This is a genomic window from Rhodococcus sp. DMU2021 (assembly GCF_019641445.1).
GTDB classification, from domain to species: Bacteria; Actinomycetota; Actinomycetes; order Mycobacteriales; family Mycobacteriaceae; genus Rhodococcus; species Rhodococcus pyridinivorans.
Genome location: NZ_JAIFKB010000002.1, coordinates 26,993 through 46,176 on the forward strand (window position 1 = coordinate 26,993; position 19,184 = coordinate 46,176).

Here is a 19,184-nt window from a genome sequence, read left to right on the forward strand (position 1 = left end):
CAGAGCCGGTCACGAACCGGCGGTGAGGAGCACCTTTAACGCACCGGTTTCGCCGGCGCGAGAGAACACGTCGTAGGCCTGTTCGAACTCGTCGAGCGCGAACCGGTGCGTGATCATCGGCGACGTGTCGAGCTGACCAGTGCTCACGAGACCGATCAGTGTGGGCGTCGAGTAGGTGTCGACCAGGCCGGTGGTGATCGTCAGGTTCTTGATCCAGATGTCCTCGAGGTGCAGGGTCGCAGGTTTGCCGTGCACGCCGATGTTCGCGACGTGTCCGCACGGCCGAGCGAGCGCGACCGCCTGTTCGAACGTCTCCGGATAGCCGACGGCCTCCATCGTGACGTCTGCGCCGAGACCTCCAGTGAGATCGCGAACGACCGTCGCGACGTCGTCGCGACCGCTGTTGACCACGATGTTCGCCCCGAATGCCTTCGCCGCGTCGAGCCGGCTGTCGGCGAGGTCGACGGCGACGATGCGGCTCGGACTGAACAGTCGTGCGGCGAGGATCGCAGCGAGCCCGATGGGGCCGGCTCCGATGATGACGACGACGTCCGCCGGCCGGAGACGGCCGTTGAGGACGCCGACCTCGTAGGAGGTGGGCAGAATGTCGGCGAGCATGAGCATCTGCTCGTCGCTCACGCCGTCGGGAATGCGGTGGGTCGAATTGTCGGCGTACGGAACTCGGACCAGTTCGGCCTGGGTGCCGTCGATCAGGTGCCCGAGGATCCAGCCGCCGCCTCCGAGGCACTGCCCGTATCGGCTCTCGCGACAGAAGCGGCACGTACCGCACGCGGTGATACACGAGACGAGCACTCGGTCGCCGGGAGCGAGTGTCTGCACTCCGTCCCCCACCTCGACCACGGTGCCGACGGCCTCGTGGCCGAGGATCCGGCCGTCGGTCACCTCGGGCACATCCCCTCCGAGGATGTGCAGGTCGGTGCCGCAGATGGTGACCGCGTCGACCCGCACTATCGCGTCCGTACTGTCCTGGATGGTTGCGTCGGGAACGTCCTCCCAGGATCGCTTCCCCGGCCCGTGGAACACCAGTGCCTTCATGATCTGACCTCCGTACACGGATTCGGCCCTGTTCCAAGGATGACATGAGGGACACTGCGATCGGAATCGTTCGGAGGGGGTGAAAAATTCACCTCGACAGTGGGACATGTCCGGATTCGTGACACCACCACAGAGTCCCCTGCTCTTTGGGGGACCACCGATCCCGAAAGCAGACGATCGATGAAGACACTCGCAACCTCACTCGTGGCTGTGGTCGTACTGGCCGCTTCGGCGTGCAGTTCCGATACCACCGAGCCCGAATCCACACCGTCGCCGACCTCCTCCGATCAAGCTCAGCCCGAGTACGTGGCCGAGCTGGAATCGACCGTCGAGCAGTTGATGCGCGACAACGCCATTCCCGGCGCGGTGGTCCAGATCAGCTCCCCCGACCGCGGCGACTGGACCGGCACGTTCGGCACGTCCGCCCTCGACACCGACGATCCGATCTCCGCCGACGATCATTTCCGGATCGGGAGCAACACGAAGACGATGACGGTCACCGCCATCCTGCAGCTGGTGCAGGAAGGTCGCCTGTCGCTCGACGACCCGATATCTAAGTACATCGACGGTGTCCCGAACGGCGACACCATCACCCTCGCGCAGCTCGCCGAGATGCGGAGCGGCCTGTACAGCTACACCTTCGATCCGGATTTCAACGCGACACTGGACCGCGAACCCGAGAAGGTGTGGACGCAGGAGGAACTGCTGCAGATCGCGTTCGCCCAGCCGGTGAACTTCTCGCCCGGCGAACAGTTCGAATACAGCAACACCAACACGGTGCTCCTCGGACTCGTCGTGGAGGAACTGACCGGCATGCCGGTCGCTGAGGCGTTCGACGAGCGGATCTTCGCTCCGCTCGGATTGGCGAACACCTCGTTCCCGGCGATCGAGGACGCCTCGATCCCGGATCCGCATCCGCGGGGCTACATGTTCGGCACCAACGTCTCCACCATCGATACCTTCGAATTGCCGGACGACCAGCAGGCCGCAGCGGTCGCCGGAACACTGAAGCCGAATGACGTGACCGACGACAATCCCTCCTGGGCGTGGACCGCGGGCGCCGCAATCTCCACCGTCGACGACATGACCACTTATGTGAAGGCACTGGTCGGCGGCGGTCTGCTCGATGAGCAGATGCAGAATACCCGGCTCGACAGCGTGCAGTCGGTGGGCGGGGGAACCGCCGGATACGGACTCGGCATGGCGCAGTTCGGTCCCCTGCTCGGGCACGACGGTCAGCTTCCCGGCTTCATGACCTTCATGGGACACGACCCCGACACCGACCTGACGATCGTCATCGCCACGAATCTGTCGACGGTGCCGTCGGGTGAAGGTTCGGCGCTGACCCTCGTCAAGGGCATCCTGCCGATCTTCTACGGCTCCGATTATCAGGCGCCGAGCGATCCGGCACGCGCTCCCGGAGCGGAGGAAAGCACTCCCGTGCCGACGCCGGGAGGCTGATCGTACCGGCGTCCGGTGGGCGAGCACGGACGCGTCACGTGGTTGTCCACAGGCATTCGTGTTCTCCACAGACCGAGGCGATCGGAGTGCGACGGCCCCGGATCGGGTCCGGCCGTGCCCGAAGATCGGGTCCATGACCCGACAGGTGTGGACGAGGGCGATGCTCGCCGAGGCCGGCATATCGGATCGTGCGGTGCGCACACGGCTCCGGCACGGCGGGCTCGTCAGGATCGCTCGCGGCACGTACATGACACGAGAGGACGTCGACGCCCTCGGCCCCGTGGGAGTTCATCTCGCCCGGGCACGCCTCGTCGGCTCCCGCTTCGACGCCGACGAGGCGCTCAGTCATGTGACGGCCGCGGTCGTCCACGGCCTCGACGTGTGGGACGCGCCGCTGAGACGGATCCACGTCACGCGCCCACCGACGCGCAGCTGCCGGGTGAGCGACGACCTGCACATCCACACCTCCGACCTGGACGGCGACGTCGTCGACGTGGACGGTCTGCGCGTCACGTCGCTCGCTCGTACCGTCGTCGACGTCGCGCGCACGCTGTCGCGTCCACGTGCTCTCGTCATCGGCGACGCCGCGTTGCGCGCGGAACCGACGGCGCATCTCGACCTGCCCCGGATCCTTGCTGCATGTCGAGGTAGGACCGGGATCGTCGCGGCGGAGTCGGTCGCGCGCCTCGTCGACGGCCGGAGCGAGAGTGTCGGGGAGTCGCTGTCGCGGCTGCACATGATCGAGGCGGGTCTACCGATGCCCGACCTGCAGCACGAGATCGTCGTTCGTGACGGACGCCGGTACCGCGTGGACTTCTTGTGGCGCGAACTCGGCATCGTCGGCGAGTTCGACGGTGCCGGAAAGTACACCGAGCGCCACGATCTGCTTGCTGAGAAGGAGCGCGAGGATGCGCTACGGGATCTCGGGCTGGAGGTGATCCGCTGGAACTGGGCGGAACTGTCGCGATTCCACGTCGTCGTCGATCGGTTCGAGCGCGCACGTCGTCGGCAGCAGGCACGTCGGGCTGCTCTGGAGCGCGAAACGGTCATCGGCGCGCGCTACAACCCGCTCCGATGACCGCTTCGCGCTCCGCTATACCGTCTTCAGACCGAGAGAGTCGCGCAGGGTCGAGCCGGGATACTCGGTCCGGAACAGGCCGCGACGCTGCAGTTCCGGGACGACGAGGTCGACGAAGTCGTCGAGGGAATCCGGATAGGCGGGGCACATGAGGTTGAAGCCGTCGCAGGCACCCGCGGCGAACCATTCCTCGATGCTGTCGGCGACGGTCTCGGGAGTACCGATCATCGTCGCGTGACCACCACCCGCGGCGAGGTAGCCGAGCAGTTCGCGCAGGGTGGGACGGCGGGTCTCGATGATGCGCTGCACCGTCGCGTAGCGCCCCTGCGGCCCGGTGAACTCCTCAATGGGTGGCAGGTCGTCGACGGGAGCGTCGAGGTCGTGGCCGGTGTAGTCCTGACCCGTGAACACGCCGAGCTGGGTGATGGCAGCATCTACGTCGAGGAGCGCATCGAGTTCCGTCTTCTTCGCCCACGCCTCCTCCTCGCTGCGACCGACGTAGGTGACGAGCCCGGGCAGGATGGCGACCGTACCGGGATCCCTGCCGGCCGCGGCGATCCGCGCGCGCAGGTCGGTGGCGTACTCGAGCGCCGCAGTGATGTCCCACGCGACGGAGTAGACGGCCTCGGCGTGGCGGGCCGCCAGGTTGCGCCCGGTCTCCGACGCCCCCGCCTGGAACAGCACGGGTCGGCCTTGCGGGCACCGCGGCACGGTCAGGGGACCGTCGACGCGGAAGTGCTTGCCCCGGTGATGGATCGGACGGATCGCGGAGGAGTCCAGGAACCTGCCGCCGGCCCGGTCGACGAGGACACCGCCGTCGTCCCACGAATCCCACAGTGCGCAGAGCACTTCGATGAACTCTTCCGCCCGGGCATATCGCTCCGTGTGCGGCGGGAGCGCGTCGAATCCGTGGTTGCGCGCTTCCTCGTCGAACATCGAGGTGACGATGTTGGCTCCTACGCGGCCACCACTGATGTGGTCGAGTGAGGCCAGCATCCGTGCCGCGTGGAACGGCGTGAAGAAGCTTGCAGAAACGGTGGTGACCAGACCGATGCGCTCGGTCGCGCGGGCCATCGCCGACAGTGTGGTGAGCGGTTCGAGGAACCAGGTGGTGCCCGCTGTGTACTTCGGGTTGACGCTGTGACCGTCGGCGAAGAACACCGCGTCGAGACATCCGCGTTCGGCGGTGCGTGCGAGTTCCTCGAAATACGTGATGTCGCCGATGCGTTCGGCCGCGGAGTCGGGATGCCGCCATGCCGACGAGTGGTGCCCGACGCCGTAGAGGAAGGCGTTGAGGTGGAGGGTGCGTGGTCCGGGCATCAGTTCATCACCAGTCCTCCGTCGACCACCAGGTTCTGCCCGGTGACGGCCCGCGACCAGTCGGATGCGAAGAACAGCACCGCGGCCGCGAAATCCTCGGGGGTGGTGACCTTCCGGAGCGGCGTCGACGACGCGATGAGGTCGAACACCGCTTCGGGGGTCGCCGACGATGCGTCGGTCGTGCGCAGCAGACCGCCGGAGACCATGTTGACGCGGATCCCGTCGGGGCCGAGGTCGGCGGCGAAGGTGCGGGTCAGCGACAACAGCGCGGCCTTGGCGGCGGTGTAGTCGTGGTACGGGACGACGGGATGCTGGAACAGATTGGTGCCGATGTTGACGACGCTGCCGCCGCCGGCTTCCCGCATGCCCGGCAGCGCGGCCTGGATGACGTTGACGGCACCACCGACGACCCCGTCGAACTGGGCACCGAATTCGGCGTATCCGATCTCGTCCGCCTTGGCGCGGGCGTCGCCGTTGAACGAGAAGTCGGGCAGGGCGTTGTTGACGACCGTGGTGACGGGTCGCCCGAAGTGCTCGCGGGCCCGCGCGAACAGCGACTCGACGTCGGCGCGGTCGGTGACATCGGCCTTCAGAGCGACGGCCCGCTCGGGTCCGATCTTGTCGGCCAGTTCGTGCGCGCTCTCGCCGCTGCGCCGGTAGTCGAGAACGACGGCGGCTCCTTCGTCGGCGAACGCCTGCGCGATGCTGTGGCCGAGGCCGCGACCGGCACCGGTGACGAGGACGACCTGGTTCTGCAATGACATCTTCTGTGCCTTCCCTGTGTCGGGAAGGGTGCGTGAGGGCGACAGACCTCAGGCCTGTCGCCGGCTCGGCATCCCTTCGCTCGCATAATCGAGATCAGGTTCGACGGGTGTTCTCTCAGCCGTGTCCGGCACCCCGTGTCGAGTCCTGCGCACAGGTTACACCTCGGGATCTCGACCCCGTCGAGACTGTCGGCGTCGGCATTCATCGGATCGTCACATCACCGACCCGGGAACTTAGCTCAGATCGGCGTTAAAATGAGCCTTTCCTGCCCCGACCCGTGAAAGGAGATTCCGACGCACACGCCGGCCCCCTACAACGCTCCCTACGTCTCCCTTTCCCAGCAGGTCGGAGACGCCCCGCCGTTCGACCGTGCCCCGGTCCGCGGACCCGCGCGCCACGAGGACGTCGTATGGTTCGAGGATCGCTACGCGATCCCCATCACCACCACGACGCCCGACGAAGCGCAGATCGAGGACGTACTGCTCCTGCGCCGCGCCCTCGACCGGGCGCACATCGACTACCTGCTCGTCCGCGACGACAGCGACCGCCCGATCCTGGCGATCGACCGTGCCGATCGGAAGAGATTGCGTGCCGCGCTCGCCGAGGGATGCGCCGACGAGCCGTTCTACTCGAAGGCTGTCGGCTCCAAGCGACGCCCGGTTCCGGTGGCGGACGGTCGGCTCTCGCGCGACAGGAAGGACCGGGTGTTCCGGCTGTTCCGCCCGCGCGTCGAGCTGACCAGCGGGTTGCGGTACGGCGCGTCGAACGGTGTGGACATCGAGCTGTGGACCTACACCGACGACGAGGTGATCATGCCTCGTCCGAACGCCCTCACCCGCACGGTCGCCCTGCGCGACGAGATGCGCCGGACGACGGTCGAGCGGTACGGACAGCTGTGGCCCACGATCGAGGGCATGTTCGACCGCCACCCCGGCGACATCCCATTCGAGATCGACCTCGTGTTCTCGTGGGTGGACGGGTCGTCGAAGTCGTTCCAGGCCAAGCGCGCAAAGCTGATGCAGAACTACGTCGTCGGCGAAGGTGACGACACGCCGGCGCGCTACCGGCAGATCAACGAACTCAAGTACGCCCTGCGTTCGGTCCACATGTACGCGCCGTGGGTGCGGCGGATCTTCGTCGCCACCGACTCGCCGCGACCGGCGTGGCTCGCCGACGACCCGCGTGTGACGTTCGTGCGGAGCGAGGAGTTCTTCGCCGACCCGTCAGCGCTGCCCACCTACAACTCGATGGCGGTCGAGTCGCAACTGCACCACATCCCGGGGCTGTCCGAGCACTTCCTGTACTCGAACGACGACATGTTCTTCGGTCGCCGGGTGAGCCCGAGCCTGTTCTTCTCCGGCGGGGGTGTCAGCAAGTTCATCGAGTGCGACGTGCGGATCGGGCTGGGTCGGAACGACCCGTCGCGCAGCGGATTCGAGAACTCCGCCCGCATGAACCGCAAGCTCCTGCAGGATCGCTTCGGGGTCACCATCACTCGGCACCTCGAACACACCCCGGTCCCGTTGCGCAGGTCGATCATGGCGGAGATGGAACGCGAGTTCGGGGACGAGTTCGCTGCGACGGCGGCGAGCCCGTTCCGGGCGGCCGACAACATCTCGGTGACGAACTCCTTCTACCACTACTACACGCTGCTGACCGGCCGCGCGGTGCAGCAGACCACGGCGAAGGTGGAGTACGTCGACACCACTGTGAAGTCCGGTCTGCGACATCTGGACACGATCCTGGCGCGCCGCAATCTCGACCTGTTCTGCCTCAACGACGGCAGCACGCCCGAGGTCGACCTGGAGCTGCGCACCGCGAAGGTCACGCAGTTCCTGGAGCGGTACTACCCGATCCCGGCACCGTGGGAGACCGGCCACCCGGGCCGACCGGACGTCGGTTAGATCCGAACGGTGAGGTCGGGGTTCTCGGGGATGCGGATGCCGGCTTCGGCCAGACGCCGCGCCGCGTCCTCGGCCGTGTGGGGCTGCCCGGCGGTGGCGTAACTTCCGCTGGGCACCACGGAGTGCACGATCGTGTCGGGATAGACGTGCACGAGGTTGAAACCCTGCGCGCCGTCGTGCCCGCGCTGCGAACCGACCGGGACGTTCAGGTCCTGCGTGTAGCAGGTCGACGAGGCGACGGACACCGGGATGCCCGCGAACGTGGCCGAGGTCGAGTAGTGCAGGTGACCGCCGAGGATGGCGCGGACATCGGTGCCGCGCAGCACTTCGGCGAGACCGGCCTGGTCGCGCAGTTCGACGAGGACAGCCATGTCGAACACGCTCGGCACGGGCGGATGATGCAGTGCGAGAACGGTACCGAACGGGACGGGTGTCGAGAGTTCGTCGGCGAGCCAGGCGAGCTGGTCGTCGGTCACCTCACCGTGGTGATGGCCCGGGACCGAGGTGTCGAGGCTGACGATCCGAAGTCCGCCCACGGTGTGGACGGCGTCGATCGGTGCGCCGAGAGGCGCTTCGTCGAGCAGCTCTTCACGGAAGGTCGCGCGGTCGTCGTGGTTACCCATCGCCCACACGATCGCGGCGTCGAGCGCTGCGGCCAGTGGTTCGACGAGTCCGCGGAGCTTGCGGTAGGCGTCGGGCTGGCCGCGATCGGCGAGGTCGCCGGTGAACACCAGGGCGTCGGGTCGGACCCGGGAGGCACGGATGTCGTCGAGGATCAGGCCGAGGCGGGTGTCGGCGTCGACGGTGCCGTAGAGGAGTTCGTCTCCACCGACGAGGTGGGTGTCGGTGAGGTGGAGCAGCGTGTGCGAAGGTCTGGGGTATTCGGCAATTCGTTCAGGGGCCGGAGAACTGCCCATGATTTCTCACTTCCATTCGCCCGTTTCGGGGCACTTCATCGCTTTCAACGGTAGCGAGTGTATTTCTACGGCTCCACGACTTCCGGCTCACATAGAGACCCCGAACCTGCGGCGAACAGTCCGTTACTACGTGGTGACCTGCGGAAACGAACAATCCGACCTTCATCGGTGATCTGGATCATAATTCTGATCGACAGGAGCACCGGTACCCAGCGCATCCCGCAGCACGGTGTCGATCTCGTCGCTCGGGTACATCGGCAGGGTGTGAGGGGTACCGGCGGTGAGGGTGCCATCCGAGCAGATCGTCGAGCAGGGAATCCACGAAGAGCTGGTGCGTCGCAGCGGCCGCTATGCGCGGTTCTGGGAGACGTCGGTCGGGGTGGCTTCATCGATCCGCGCATAGTGAGCGAACACGGATACTCGGCAGAACCTCGCCCGCCGAACCGCACTTCACCCCGCCTATAGCACGGGCGAAGTACGGTTCGGCGGGCGAACTGCTGTAGGGCACGGGTTCTCCACAGCGGAAGTATTCATCCACAGAATGCGCCTGCGGCCTTTCTGCGGCGCTTCGGCACCCGCACGGGCTGCGACGATCGACTCATGGGCGATCCACCTATACTCACGACCGCGACACTGACGGAATCCGGCATGTCCGACAACGACATCCGCAGAGCAACCAGGGCCGGAGACCTCGTCCGCCTCGGACGCGGTATGTTCTTGCACCGATCGGACGTCGAGGCGCTCGGCGAGGTCGGGGTGCACCGGGCCCGGGCACGGCATCTCGGTCGGCAACTCTCCGCAGGAACGGTCCTGAGCCACGTCTCTGCGGCGTCCCTTCATGGGCTGGATCTGTGGAAGGCCTCGCTCGAACACGTACACGTCTCCAGGCCACCGCACCGGCACGGGCGGATGACGTCGCAGATCCATGTGCACCCGACCGAAGTCGGTGACGACGTCGTTCTCCTCGACGGCCTGCCGGTGACATCGGTCGCCCGGACGGTCGTCGACCTCGCCCGGACGTTGCCGAGAGATCAGGCCGTCGTCGTGGGTGACTCGGCTCTGCGACTGTATCCGGACGCCGCGGCGGACTTGCTCCGGGTGCTCGCCGGATCCGGACACAGGCACGGTCTCGCGAAGGCCCGCGCCGTCGTTCCGTTCCTGGACGGTCGGAGCGAGAGTGCAGGAGAGTCGCTGTCGCGTCTACGTATTGCGGAGGCGGGCCTCCCGCGGCCGATCCTCCAGTACGAGATCGTGGGTGGAAACGGTCGACGCTATCGCGTCGACTTCTTCTGGGAGAACGGCATCGTCGGAGAGTTCGACGGACGGATCAAGTATTCCGCTCCGCGCGACGTGTTCGACGAGAAGCTCCGGCAGGACGCGATCCGCGACGCTGGCTACGAGGTGGTGCGCTGGACCTGGGCGGAACTCGAGCGGTTCGACGTCGTGGCGGAGAGACTGCGGCAAGCTGCGCGTCGTGCTGCGAAGCTGACGCGGTGAACCGGGGTTCGCCCCGCGTGTTGCGGTAGCGAACCCCGGTTCGGCGCGCGAACTACACCGCGGCCGGCTGCTTCACGGGGACGACGACGGGCTCCGGAGCCGTGATCGCGGGGACCGGGCTGCGCACCAGCGCCACGGTCACGTACGCGACCAGCGAGACGAGGAAGCCGATGAAGGTCGTCCAGCCGTCGACGCTCGAGGTGACCAGAGAGTTCGGGATGTACAGCAGGGTGTTGTCGACGCCGTAGATCGTCGGGGTGAGGACGAAGAAGCCGGCGCGCACCGTGATACCGGCGATCGCTGCGGCAGCCACAGCGCGACCGTCACCGCGCGACCAGAACAGTCCGAGGATGAACGGCACTACCAGCGAGGCGAGCAGCAGGTCGAAGGTGAGGGTGAGCAGGATGCCGGTCTGCGGGACCCGCAGCGCGACGAGGGCACCGAAGGCAGCCATCGGCAGCATGAGCAGGCGGGTGGCCTTCATGACGTCCGACGACATCGCGGCGTTCTCGCCGCCTACGCGGAAGACGTTGCGCACCAGAACCGTCGCGGTGGACAGCAGCACACCACTGATCGTGGTCAGCGAAGCCGTCACCAGACCGGAGAGCACAAGGATCGACAACCACTGCGGCGTGTACTCGCCCAGCAGAACGTAGAGGATCGGGGCGTCGGCTGCGCTGTCACCGACGATCGACACGGCAGCAAGGGCCACGAAGGACAGCGGCACACACAGGACGAGAATGCCGGTCGCCGCAGAGAAGCAGGCGCGCTGCGCAGCGATCGGGGACTTGGCGGAGAACACGCGCTGCATCAGGTCGATCGCGACGAGGTTGCCGAGACCGAGAGCGACGATGGTGGCCCAGTTGACCGCGGCCCCCTGCGCCGGATCGGTGAGCTGTCCGAGATCGCCGATGCCGAGGCCGTCCCCGTGGGTGAAGCCGGGTCCGAAGGCCGTCCACACGAGGAGCGAGACGATGCCGACGGCCATGATCGCGAACTGGACCATGCCGGTGTAGACGCTGGCGAACATGCCGCCGGCCACCGTGTAGGCGAGCACGAACGGGATGATCACCAGCACCGCCGCCGTGTAGTTCAGGCCGAGGAAGTACTGGAGCAGGTAGCCCAGGGCGACGAGGTTGCCGGCGAGGAGGATGCCGAAGCTGCCGACCGTGAGCACGGACGCGGTGATCTCGGTGCCGCGGCCGAAGCGGCGGGCGAAGAACTCGGGCAGGGTCACGACGCCCGTCGCGCGTAGGCGCTTCGCGAAGAACAGTCCGACGAGCAGCACGCTCGATGCGACACCCAGCGGCATCGCCGCACCCGCCCAGAATCCGAATCCGGCCGCGAGGTCGGCGGAACCGAGGGTCGCGTTGGAATCGATGACCTGCGACATGAGCAGGACGGCAAGGACAGGGGCACCGAGCGAGCGACCTGCGAGAAGAAAGTTCCCGGCCTGTCCGCGGACCTTGCGGGTGGAGTAGAAGCCGGCCCCGAGGAGAACGACGAGGCACACGGCGACACCGGTGATGATCATGGCTGCTCCGTATGGAGAGGGTCAGACGGCAGGAGCGCTGCGTTGGGCTTCGCGTCCGAGCGAGTAGAGGGGGCGTGCATTGTCGGGAAGGGTGATCTCGCCCGCGGCGAGCCGCTTGCGGAGATAGGTGAAGCTCTGGGCCGTCTGGGCGAACAGGTGCTCGCCGGCAGTGACTCCGCCGTAGCGCGGTCCGTCGGCGTCGACGAACCTCTCCAGCGGGTCGACCCGGGTGTCGTGATCGACGTTGAAGAACAAGGGGAACGAGTAACGTTCCTCGGCAACCTTACGCACCCGATGTGACGTCGCTGTAAATACTCCGTTGGTCCAGATCTCCAGCAGGTCACCGATATTCAGGACGAAGGCATCCTCGCGGTAGGGCACGTCGATCCAGTCGCCGTCGGCGTTGAGGACCTCGAGTCCCGGTGCCGTGGGGAGCAGAAGAGTGAACACCTCGTAGTCGGTGTGGGCACCGATGCCGGGACGGTCCGAGGCGTCGGGATCGTAGGGATAGTGGATCATTCGAAGCTGAGCAGGCGGCGTGGTCACATAGCGGTCGAACCGATCCGCCGCCTCGCCGAGTGCTTCGGCAAAGGCACGCAACAACACACGTCCCAGAGCGAAGACGGATTCGTAGTACGCATTCACGGGCTCGTCGAAGTCCGGCAGGTCGGGCCACTGGTTCGGGCCGAGCAGCGGGTTGCCGGCGAGATATTCGGGATGATCGGACGGAAGGTCGATCGACAGGTCGAATGCTTCCTTGTGGTCCGGTGTGGCTCCGGCGAACACTTCCTCACCGGGCGGCACGTAGCCGCGGTGGTTGGTGGAATTGCCGATGTACACATCCATTTTCGCGTCGTCGGGAAGAGCGAAGAAGCGTTCGGCCGCGTCCTTCAATCCGCCGACGAGGATGGGGTCGACTCCGTGTCCGACGATCTGCGCGAAGCCGACTTCTCGCGCGGCGCGCCCGAGTTCGGCGACGACGGCGTCGCGTCCGGTTTCGTCGCCGGACACCAGCGCATGCACATCGACGATGGGAATACTCGTGAACGTCATGTGTCACTCCTCGGGGTCGGGTGGACGGAACGCCACCGACGGGTGATGGACGTTCCGTCGAATGTTGTGTCTCGGGTGCGGATCTCGTGACCGAAGACGGGGTGGAGATTGCGCCCGCTTCGGTACGGGAGGGTCGATGCGGAGATGGTCCACCGGCTGTCTTCGATGCGACCCACCGCGATCTCGCAGTCCAGCAACGCTCGGGCATCCGACACCGTCGCTGCGCCGAGGATCTGTTCGACGAGGGGTTCGGATCCGAGCGCGTGATCGCGACTCCGCCCGAATGTGAAGCACTCTCCGACCCGCACGAGCACTGCGGTCGCTCCGGTCTCGACGTCCTCGAGTAGGTACTCCTCGATGTCGGGCGAGACATCCGTGATGCGCCAGTGCTCGGTGTACTCCTCGAACACACCGTGTTCGACGAGGGTGTCGGTGTCGAGGGTCTCCAGGGTGCCGGCGTCGGGTGTCGGTCCGAGCGGATGGAACGACACGGCCCGTTCCCATTCGACATGGTTGCTGCTGTCGAGCAGTCGGCCGGCGAATCCGTCCTGGCTCGCGAGAGCGACGAGGTCGTCGATCTCCATCTCGGCGAGAGTAGAGGCCGTCACCGTCGGCAGTGTCGCCGGTCGTCGCAGGTCGCAGTACAACCGCTCACCCTGCAGCCACGTGACGCGGGTGGTGGTGTCCGGGATTGCTCCCGGCCGAGCCAACAGTGTTCGCTCGAACCGGGTTCCCACCGGACGGATCCGTTCGGCGGCCGTCATACGCCGTCCGCCTTCCACCGCGCGCGTTCCTGGCCGAAGGCGACGGACTGCGTCGCCTGGAAGCCGCTGATCGAAGCAGTGTTGTCCGCGAGGAACTTCCGGTGCTCGGTCAGGGAGAATGTGCCGTCGGTGATCTCCACTCCCCCACCGCGACCCGCAGCGAGATCCGCTCGCAGATCGAGCAGTTCGTCGGGGTCGACGGGGTACCACGAGATGCGGTCGAAGAAGCGCAGCAGCCACGGGGTGCCGTCCTCGAACGGGCCGGCCGGCTGCGGGTGCCGGTGGTTCCACACCTGGGTGGTGCGGCCGACGAACTGGTAGCCGCCGGGGCCTTCCATGCCGTAGATGCACAGGTAGGCGCCGCCGATGCCCACGGCGTTCTCGGGGGTCCAGGTGCGCGCGGGGTTGTACTTGGTGGTGACGAGACGGTGCCGCGGGTCGAGCGGCGTCGCGACCGGGGCGCCGAGGTAGACGTCGCCGAGGCCGAGAACCATGTAGTCGGCGGCGAAGACCGTGTCGAAGACGTCGGCGACGGTGTCGAGGCCGTTCATGCGGCGGATGAACTCGATGTTCCACGGGCACCATGGGGCGTCGGAGCGCACGCCGTGCATGTAGCGCTGGATGGCCTCGCGGGTCGCCGGGTCGTCCCAGGACAGCGGGAGTCGTACCTGCCGGCTGGGGACTTCGAGTTCGTCGCTGTCGCCGATGGTGTCCTCGACCTCGCCGAGCAGGCCGAGCAGGGTCGGCACGGGCAGGACGTCGGGGTCGACCTTGACCTGCAGCGACCGGATTCCCGGGGTGAGTTCGAGCAGACCCGCAGGACGGTCGGCCTCGAGGCGCTGGTGCAGCGCGTGCACGCGGGCCCGCAGCGCCAGGTCGAGGGTCATGTCGCCGTACTCGACGAGGACGTTGTCGTCGCCGCTACGGCGGTAGGTGACGGCGGTGTGGCCGTCACGGCGGGTGAGCACTCCGTCGTCACCGTCGCCACCGGCCGAGGTGACCAGCGACAGTCCGGCGCGACGCGCGACGCCGAGTTCGCGGCGGGACGCGGTGTGCTGCGACTTCACGGGCACGAACCGGACCGTGTTGCCGGGAGCGAGCTGGCCGAGCTTCCAACGGTCGGCGGCCACGACGGTCACCGGGCACACGAACCCGCCGAGGCTGGGACCGTCGGGGCCGAGCAGGATCGGGGTGTCGCCGGTGAAGTCGAGTGCGCCGACGGAGTAGGCGTTGTCGTGGATGTTCGACGGGTGCAGGCCCGCCTCGCCACCGTCGGTGCGCGCCCATTCGGGCTTGGGGCCGATGAGCCGCACGCCGGTGCGGTCGGAGTTGAAGTGCACCTCGTAGTCGGTGGCGTAGAGGGCATCGATGTCGGCACGGGTGAAGAATTCCGGTGCGCCGTGCGGACCTTCGGTGACCGCGATCTCCCAGCGCGTGCTCAGTGCGGGCACGTGCTCGGACGGGACCGGGGCGCTCGCGCCGGGAGCGTTCTCCCCGACGACGAGGACGTCACCCTCGCGCAGTGTGCGCCCCTCGTGACCGCCGAACGTTCCGAGCGTGAAGGTCGCTGCGCTGCCCAGGAATTCGGGAACGTCGAGACCACCGCGAACGAGGACGTAGACGCGCAACCCCGGCCCGGAGACAGCTCCGACGTCGAGCAGGCCGCCCGCCGGGACGGTGACCGGGCGCCACTGCGGGACGGCGGCCCCGTCGACGCGCACGGTGACGGGCGCACCCGTCACGCACACCTCGGTTTCCTCCGTGAACCGCAGGGCGGGGCCGGCCATGGCGGTCTCGAGACCGGGGGTGCCCTCGTCGTTGCCGAGCGCGACGTTGCCGAGGCGGAACGACAGGTCGTCCATCGGGCCCGAGGGTGGCACACCGATCTGCCAGTAACCGGTGCGTCCGGGATAGTCCTGGACGGTCGTGAGCATTCCGGGACGTTCGACGGTGATCTTCGTGGTCATGACTACCTCATTCCCCGCGGGTGACGATCATGCGGACCGGCGTGGGGTCGAAGCCGTTGCACGGGTTGTTGATCTGAGGGCAGTTGGAGACGAGGACGAGCACGTCGCGCTCGGCGCGGATTGCGAGTCGCTTGCCGGGTGCGGACAGGCCGTCGACGATGCCGAGGGTGCCGTCGGCCTCGACCGGCACGTTCATGAAGAAGTTGATGTTGGAGACGAGGTCGCGCTTGCCCAGTCCCCACTTGGCGCCTTCGATGAGGAAGTTCTCGACGCAGGCGTGCTGGTGCTTGGTGTGGTGCCCGTAGCGGAGGGTGTTGGACTCCTGCGAGCAGGCACCGCCGACGGTGTCGTGGTTGCCCACCTCGTCGGCGACGAGCGTCATCAGCGGCTCACCGTCGGCGTCGCGCAACACCGAACCGGTGGAGAGGAAGAGGTTCTGCTGGGCGGCCACGGTGGCAGCGGCACTGTAGCGGCGGGTGTGGTCGGCGGCGTCGTAGACGAGGGTGTCGACCGCCTGGTTGCCGTGCAGGTCGACGATGGTGAGTACGTCGCCGGCGGCGACGACGGCCGACCACGGGCCGCGGAGTCCGACGATCTCGTCGAGGACGACGCGACCGGGAACGAGGGCGAGGTCTGCGGTGTCGGCGGTGATGGTCATCGGTGGATCTCCGTTTCGGACGTGGCGGCGGCCCAAGCGTCGTCGGTGTTGAGCACGGCGCGCTGGCACTCGGGGTCGGTGTTCGGCAGCGAGTTCAGTTCGCCGGGTGCCCGCCAGGCGAGGACTTCGAGGCTGCCGGTGGTGAACTCGGGATTCGGATCGAGCGGGTGTGCGGTGTTGGCGATCAGGGCGATCACCGGCAGGTGGATCAGCAGGTCGACGGCGGCACCGGGACCGGCGTTGCCGGTGCTGACGAGGCTGCCGTCCTCCTCGACGCGGACACCGTGGAAGAAGGACAGTGAGGGCGGCAGGTCGCGCGGTTGCAGGTCGTGCTTGGCGGCGGCGACGGTGAACAGTTCGCGACCCGCAGGAGAGCTCGAATGGAGCGATCCCTCACCGTATTTCGCAGTGTTCCCCGCGACGTGGGTGGTGCCGCACAGCGCGTCGTGGCGTCCGGAGGTGTCGGCGACGATCGCGGCGAGGACGCGGCCCTGATCGGAGAGCAGTGGGTGCCCGACACCGAGATAGGCCTGCCACGGCACCTTCACCGTGTCGGCGACGTTGAGCCGTTCGTGCGGGGCGTCGGCGCGGAACAGGAGGATGTTGGCGCAGGCGGTGCCGTGGACGTCCCGCAGGCGCAGGCGGGTGCCGCGGGCGAGGACCTTGCTGGTGTAGCGGCCACCGGGGACGGTCTCGGCCCAGGTCATCGACGCTGCGCGACCGCTGGGCGGAGCCGGCCACGACGATGCCGGGACGATCGGCATGGCGTCGGTGACGGTTCCTGCCTGCGCTCGGGCATGGGCACGAGCAGCGTGCGTGGTGGCGGTCGCGAGGGTCTCGGTCATGGTGATCCGATCGGCGGTCCGGGGAAACTGTCGATCGACAGTTTTCCCATCGCGCATCTTCGGGGAATGTCCATGGCGTAACGAGTCCGTGACGCGTGTTTCGTACGTGTGACGAAAACTTCACGCACGAAGACGGTGGCGCTGCAGCACCTTTCGTCGTGTCACAGTGGAGGCGTGACCCATGCAGGACCAGGACGCCCCCGCCTCCGCGCCCCGCGACGGCCCGGGCCGACCGCGCGTGCCGAGATCCTCGACGCCGCCGCGGAGCTGTTCACCACCCGCGGGTTCTCCCCCACATCGACACGCACGATCGCCGAGGCCGTGGGGATCCGGCAGGCATCGCTGTACAACCACTTCGCGACGAAGAACGACATCCTCGTCGCGTTGCTCGAGGACACCGTCGAACCGACCCTCGACTTCGACGACAATCTCGACCCCGCGCTGCCGCCCGAGGTGCGCCTGTGTGCGCTCGCCTGGTTCGACACCGCCCAACTGTCCGCGGGAAGATGGAATCTCGGTGCGCTCTACCACCTTCCGGAGGTTCGCACCGAACCGTTCGATCGGTTCCGGGAGGAACGTCGGCACCTGATGGAGCGCTACCGGACCCTGGCGGCGCAGATCGTGGGCGACGGCGATCCTCGCACCCATCTGCCGTTCCGGGTCGTCGAATCGGTCATCGGCATGCGAGCCGACGACGGCGACGTCGACGCCGGGCTCCCCGAAGCGCTGGCGACGGCATCGCTGACGGTGCTCGGTGTCAGCGACCTTGCGGCAGTGACGAGCGCGGCCCGGGCACTCGTGGTGGGGGTTCCCGGCTACCTGCTGGGCTCGATGAACCCGCCGGCTCGGCCACCCGCGTGAAACGCAGAGCGGGATCGTCGACCGGTTCGCGGCGCAGCCGTCTGCGGTCGAGATAGTAGTTCTGCTCCATCGACCACGGGCCGCCTTCCCCGGATGTGGGGAACACGTCGGCCGAGCGCCGGAGATAGTTCGACGTGAGGTCCCAGAACGGCCCTCCGCCGACGGCCGGATCGTCGCAGATCGGGGTGACGACGTCGTAGCCCTGGTCCTCCATGTGGTCGAGCAACCGGCACAGATGATGGCCGGTGAGGTCGACCTTGAGGGTCCACGACGAGTTGGTGTAGCCGAACGCGAAGGCGAAGTTCGGCACGCCGGTGAGCATCGTCGCCTTGTAGGTGACGCATTCGTGCCAGTCGACCGGGACGCCGTCGACGCCGACTTCGATCCTCCCGAACGGCACCAGTTTCAGGCCGGTCGCGGTGACGATGACGTCGGCCTCGATCTCGCGCCCCGATTCGAGGGCGATCCCCGTGGGCGTGAACCGGGCGATCCGATCGGTGACCACCGACGCCTCGCCGGTGGCGATGGCGTGGAAGAGGTCACCGTCGGTCGCGACGCACAGGCGCTGATCCCACGGGTCGTAGGACGGGTTGAAGTGCACGTCGACGGGATAGTCGTCGGGCAGCACGCTCGTCATCCGAAGGCGCAGGAGACGGCGGAAAAGGTTCGGCGCCCGGCGACTCGTCCGGTACATCTCGTGCAGCATCCGGATGCTCAGGGAACGGACGGCACGGTCGGCCGCCGCTGTCGGGAGTGCACGTCGCAGCGCGTTGGCGACCTTGTTCTCCTTCGGCCACCCCAAGACGTAGGACGGGGAGCGCTGCAGCATCGTCACGTGCTCGGCGACGCCGGCCAGGGCGGGAATGAGCGTCACCGCGGTGGCGCCACTGCCGATGACGACGACGCGTTTGCCCGCACAGTCGAGAGCCTCGGGCCAGTGCTGGGGATGGACGATCGTGCCGCGGAAGTCGTCGCTGCCCTCGAACTCCGGGCTGTACCCCTCGTCGTAGTCGTAGTAGCCGGTCGCGGAGAAGAAGAACGAGCAGGTCACCGTAAGCATGGTGTCGTCGCTCGTGCGCAGGAGCGTGACCGTCCACCTGCCGGTATCGGACGAGAAGGACGCGCCGACGACGCGGTGCCCGAGGTGCAGGTAGGGACGGAGTCCGTGTTCGTCCACCGTCTCGTGGAGATAGCCGAGGATCTCGCCGCCTCCGGCGTACGCATGCTTCTTCCGCCACGGCTTGAACTCGTACCCGAGGGTGTGGAGGTCGGAGTCGGAGCGCACGCCGGGATATCGGAACAGGTCCCACGTGCCACCGAGCGCGTCACGCGCCTCGACGATCGCGAAGCTCGTCCCCGGTCTCTTCATCTTCAGGTGGTAGGCCGTGCCGATGCCGGAGATACCGGCACCGACGATCAGGACATCCACCTCGGCGGGCACGCTCCCGCCGGGTTCGACTGCGGTCATGTTCGCTCGACTCCGTCCTTCGGCGGGGTTCGTTCG

At 67.3% G+C, this 19,184-nt stretch carries 17 protein-coding genes and 1 riboswitch; of the genes, 6 read left to right on the top strand and 11 right to left on the bottom strand.

Annotated elements, in window-relative coordinates:
* Positions 1-9: 9 nt before the first annotated feature.
* The gene (locus K3M35_RS03515; protein ID WP_220665991.1) at positions 10-1,056 is read right to left on the bottom strand and encodes a zinc-dependent alcohol dehydrogenase family protein; all 1,047 of its coding nucleotides are present in this window, start codon (positions 1,054-1,056) and stop codon (positions 10-12) included.
* Positions 1,057-1,236: 180 nt separating this feature from the next.
* On the opposite strand from K3M35_RS03515, the gene K3M35_RS03520 reads away from it, so the two are divergent.
* Entirely contained in the window at positions 1,237-2,517 is a 1,281-nt protein-coding gene (locus K3M35_RS03520) for a serine hydrolase (RefSeq protein ID WP_220665992.1), read from the top strand.
* A gap of 133 nt (positions 2,518-2,650) precedes the next feature.
* Positions 2,651-3,595, top strand: coding sequence for a type IV toxin-antitoxin system AbiEi family antitoxin domain-containing protein (locus tag K3M35_RS03525; RefSeq protein WP_259443587.1), 945 nt, complete (start codon positions 2,651-2,653; stop codon positions 3,593-3,595).
* A 15-nt stretch (positions 3,596-3,610) separates the two neighbouring features.
* Here the strand turns inward: K3M35_RS03525 and K3M35_RS03530 are convergent, their stop codons facing one another.
* Both K3M35_RS03530 and K3M35_RS03535 read right to left on the bottom strand, forming a co-directional pair.
* Positions 3,611-4,915, bottom strand: a complete 1,305-nt coding sequence (locus K3M35_RS03530) for an LLM class flavin-dependent oxidoreductase (RefSeq protein WP_220665993.1) — start codon at positions 4,913-4,915, stop codon at positions 3,611-3,613.
* The gene (locus tag K3M35_RS03535; RefSeq protein WP_033097362.1) at positions 4,915-5,679 is read right to left on the bottom strand and encodes a 3-oxoacyl-ACP reductase; all 765 of its coding nucleotides are present in this window, start codon (positions 5,677-5,679) and stop codon (positions 4,915-4,917) included. Before K3M35_RS03535 ends, K3M35_RS03530 begins: the two co-directional genes overlap by 1 nt.
* 54 nt (positions 5,680-5,733) lie before the next feature.
* A riboswitch (TPP riboswitch) is annotated at positions 5,734-5,825 on the bottom strand.
* A 286-nt stretch (positions 5,826-6,111) separates the two neighbouring features.
* Here K3M35_RS03535 and K3M35_RS03540 point away from each other — a divergent pair.
* Complete coding sequence (locus K3M35_RS03540) at positions 6,112-7,584, top strand: stealth family protein (RefSeq protein WP_064060099.1); 1,473 nt, start codon at positions 6,112-6,114, stop codon at positions 7,582-7,584.
* On the opposite strand, the gene K3M35_RS03545 is transcribed toward K3M35_RS03540, so the two are convergent.
* The gene (locus tag K3M35_RS03545; RefSeq protein ID WP_019288141.1) at positions 7,581-8,501 is read right to left on the bottom strand and encodes a phosphodiesterase; all 921 of its coding nucleotides are present in this window, start codon (positions 8,499-8,501) and stop codon (positions 7,581-7,583) included. The genes K3M35_RS03540 and K3M35_RS03545 overlap by 4 nt on opposite strands.
* A gap of 280 nt (positions 8,502-8,781) precedes the next feature.
* Here K3M35_RS03545 and K3M35_RS26035 point away from each other — a divergent pair, with 280 nt between their 5' ends.
* Together K3M35_RS26035 and K3M35_RS03550 are read left to right on the top strand one after the other, a co-directional pair.
* Positions 8,782-8,904, top strand: a complete 123-nt coding sequence (locus K3M35_RS26035; protein WP_255312760.1) for a hypothetical protein — start codon at positions 8,782-8,784, stop codon at positions 8,902-8,904.
* A gap of 197 nt (positions 8,905-9,101) precedes the next feature.
* The gene (locus K3M35_RS03550) at positions 9,102-9,998 is read left to right on the top strand and encodes a type IV toxin-antitoxin system AbiEi family antitoxin domain-containing protein (protein WP_220665994.1); all 897 of its coding nucleotides are present in this window, start codon (positions 9,102-9,104) and stop codon (positions 9,996-9,998) included.
* A gap of 52 nt (positions 9,999-10,050) precedes the next feature.
* Here K3M35_RS03550 and K3M35_RS03555 read toward each other — a convergent pair whose 3' ends face one another.
* Genes K3M35_RS03555 through K3M35_RS03580 form a run of 6 tightly spaced genes read right to left on the bottom strand, consistent with a single transcriptional unit; the run spans position 10,051 to position 16,819 of the window.
* On the bottom strand, positions 10,051-11,532 hold the full coding sequence (locus tag K3M35_RS03555; RefSeq protein ID WP_006550409.1) for a sodium:solute symporter family protein: 1,482 nt from the start codon (positions 11,530-11,532) through the stop codon (positions 10,051-10,053).
* A 21-nt stretch (positions 11,533-11,553) separates the two neighbouring features.
* Complete coding sequence (locus tag K3M35_RS03560) at positions 11,554-12,585, bottom strand: isopenicillin N synthase family oxygenase (protein WP_006550408.1); 1,032 nt, start codon at positions 12,583-12,585, stop codon at positions 11,554-11,556.
* Complete coding sequence (locus K3M35_RS03565) at positions 12,582-13,349, bottom strand: hypothetical protein (protein WP_220665995.1); 768 nt, start codon at positions 13,347-13,349, stop codon at positions 12,582-12,584. Before K3M35_RS03565 ends, K3M35_RS03560 begins: the two co-directional genes overlap by 4 nt.
* Positions 13,346-15,316 (bottom strand): 5-oxoprolinase/urea amidolyase family protein, encoded by a 1,971-nt coding sequence (locus K3M35_RS03570; RefSeq protein WP_220665996.1) that lies wholly within the window; start codon positions 15,314-15,316, stop codon positions 13,346-13,348. Before K3M35_RS03570 ends, K3M35_RS03565 begins: the two co-directional genes overlap by 4 nt.
* 7 nt (positions 15,317-15,323) lie before the next feature.
* Entirely contained in the window at positions 15,324-15,974 is a 651-nt protein-coding gene (locus tag K3M35_RS03575) for an urea amidolyase associated protein UAAP2 (protein WP_019288136.1), read from the bottom strand.
* The gene (locus K3M35_RS03580) at positions 15,971-16,819 is read right to left on the bottom strand and encodes an urea amidolyase associated protein UAAP1 (RefSeq protein WP_220665997.1); all 849 of its coding nucleotides are present in this window, start codon (positions 16,817-16,819) and stop codon (positions 15,971-15,973) included. Before K3M35_RS03580 ends, K3M35_RS03575 begins: the two co-directional genes overlap by 4 nt.
* Positions 16,820-16,993: 174 nt before the next feature.
* Between K3M35_RS03580 and K3M35_RS03585 the strand changes: the two genes are divergently transcribed.
* A complete protein-coding gene (locus K3M35_RS03585) occupies positions 16,994-17,680 on the top strand; it encodes a TetR/AcrR family transcriptional regulator (RefSeq protein WP_220665998.1) in 687 nt (228 codons plus the stop codon).
* Here K3M35_RS03585 and K3M35_RS03590 read toward each other — a convergent pair.
* Positions 17,577-19,148, bottom strand: a complete 1,572-nt coding sequence (locus tag K3M35_RS03590) for an NAD(P)/FAD-dependent oxidoreductase (protein WP_220665999.1) — start codon at positions 19,146-19,148, stop codon at positions 17,577-17,579. The genes K3M35_RS03585 and K3M35_RS03590 overlap by 104 nt on opposite strands.
* Between the last annotated feature and the right edge of the window lie 36 nt (positions 19,149-19,184).

Coding starts and splice junctions, on each gene's coding strand:
- K3M35_RS03515 (WP_220665991.1), bottom strand. CDS start 1,056: ATGAAGGCACTGGTGTTCCACGGGCCGGGGAAGCGATCCTGGGAGGAC.
- K3M35_RS03520 (WP_220665992.1), top strand. CDS start 1,237: ATGAAGACACTCGCAACCTCACTCGTGGCTGTGGTCGTACTGGCCGCT.
- K3M35_RS03525 (WP_259443587.1), top strand. CDS start 2,651: ATGACCCGACAGGTGTGGACGAGGGCGATGCTCGCCGAGGCCGGCATA.
- K3M35_RS03530 (WP_220665993.1), bottom strand. CDS start 4,915: ATGCCCGGACCACGCACCCTCCACCTCAACGCCTTCCTCTACGGCGTC.
- K3M35_RS03535 (WP_033097362.1), bottom strand. CDS start 5,679: ATGTCATTGCAGAACCAGGTCGTCCTCGTCACCGGTGCCGGTCGCGGC.
- K3M35_RS03545 (WP_019288141.1), bottom strand. CDS start 8,501: ATGGGCAGTTCTCCGGCCCCTGAACGAATTGCCGAATACCCCAGACCT.
- K3M35_RS03550 (WP_220665994.1), top strand. CDS start 9,102: ATGGGCGATCCACCTATACTCACGACCGCGACACTGACGGAATCCGGC.
- K3M35_RS03555 (WP_006550409.1), bottom strand. CDS start 11,532: ATGATCATCACCGGTGTCGCCGTGTGCCTCGTCGTTCTCCTCGGGGCC.
- K3M35_RS03560 (WP_006550408.1), bottom strand. CDS start 12,585: ATGACGTTCACGAGTATTCCCATCGTCGATGTGCATGCGCTGGTGTCC.
- K3M35_RS03565 (WP_220665995.1), bottom strand. CDS start 13,349: ATGACGGCCGCCGAACGGATCCGTCCGGTGGGAACCCGGTTCGAGCGA.
- K3M35_RS03570 (WP_220665996.1), bottom strand. CDS start 15,316: ATGACCACGAAGATCACCGTCGAACGTCCCGGAATGCTCACGACCGTC.
- K3M35_RS03575 (WP_019288136.1), bottom strand. CDS start 15,974: ATGACCATCACCGCCGACACCGCAGACCTCGCCCTCGTTCCCGGTCGC.
- K3M35_RS03580 (WP_220665997.1), bottom strand. CDS start 16,819: ATGACCGAGACCCTCGCGACCGCCACCACGCACGCTGCTCGTGCCCAT.
- K3M35_RS03590 (WP_220665999.1), bottom strand. CDS start 19,148: ATGACCGCAGTCGAACCCGGCGGGAGCGTGCCCGCCGAGGTGGATGTC.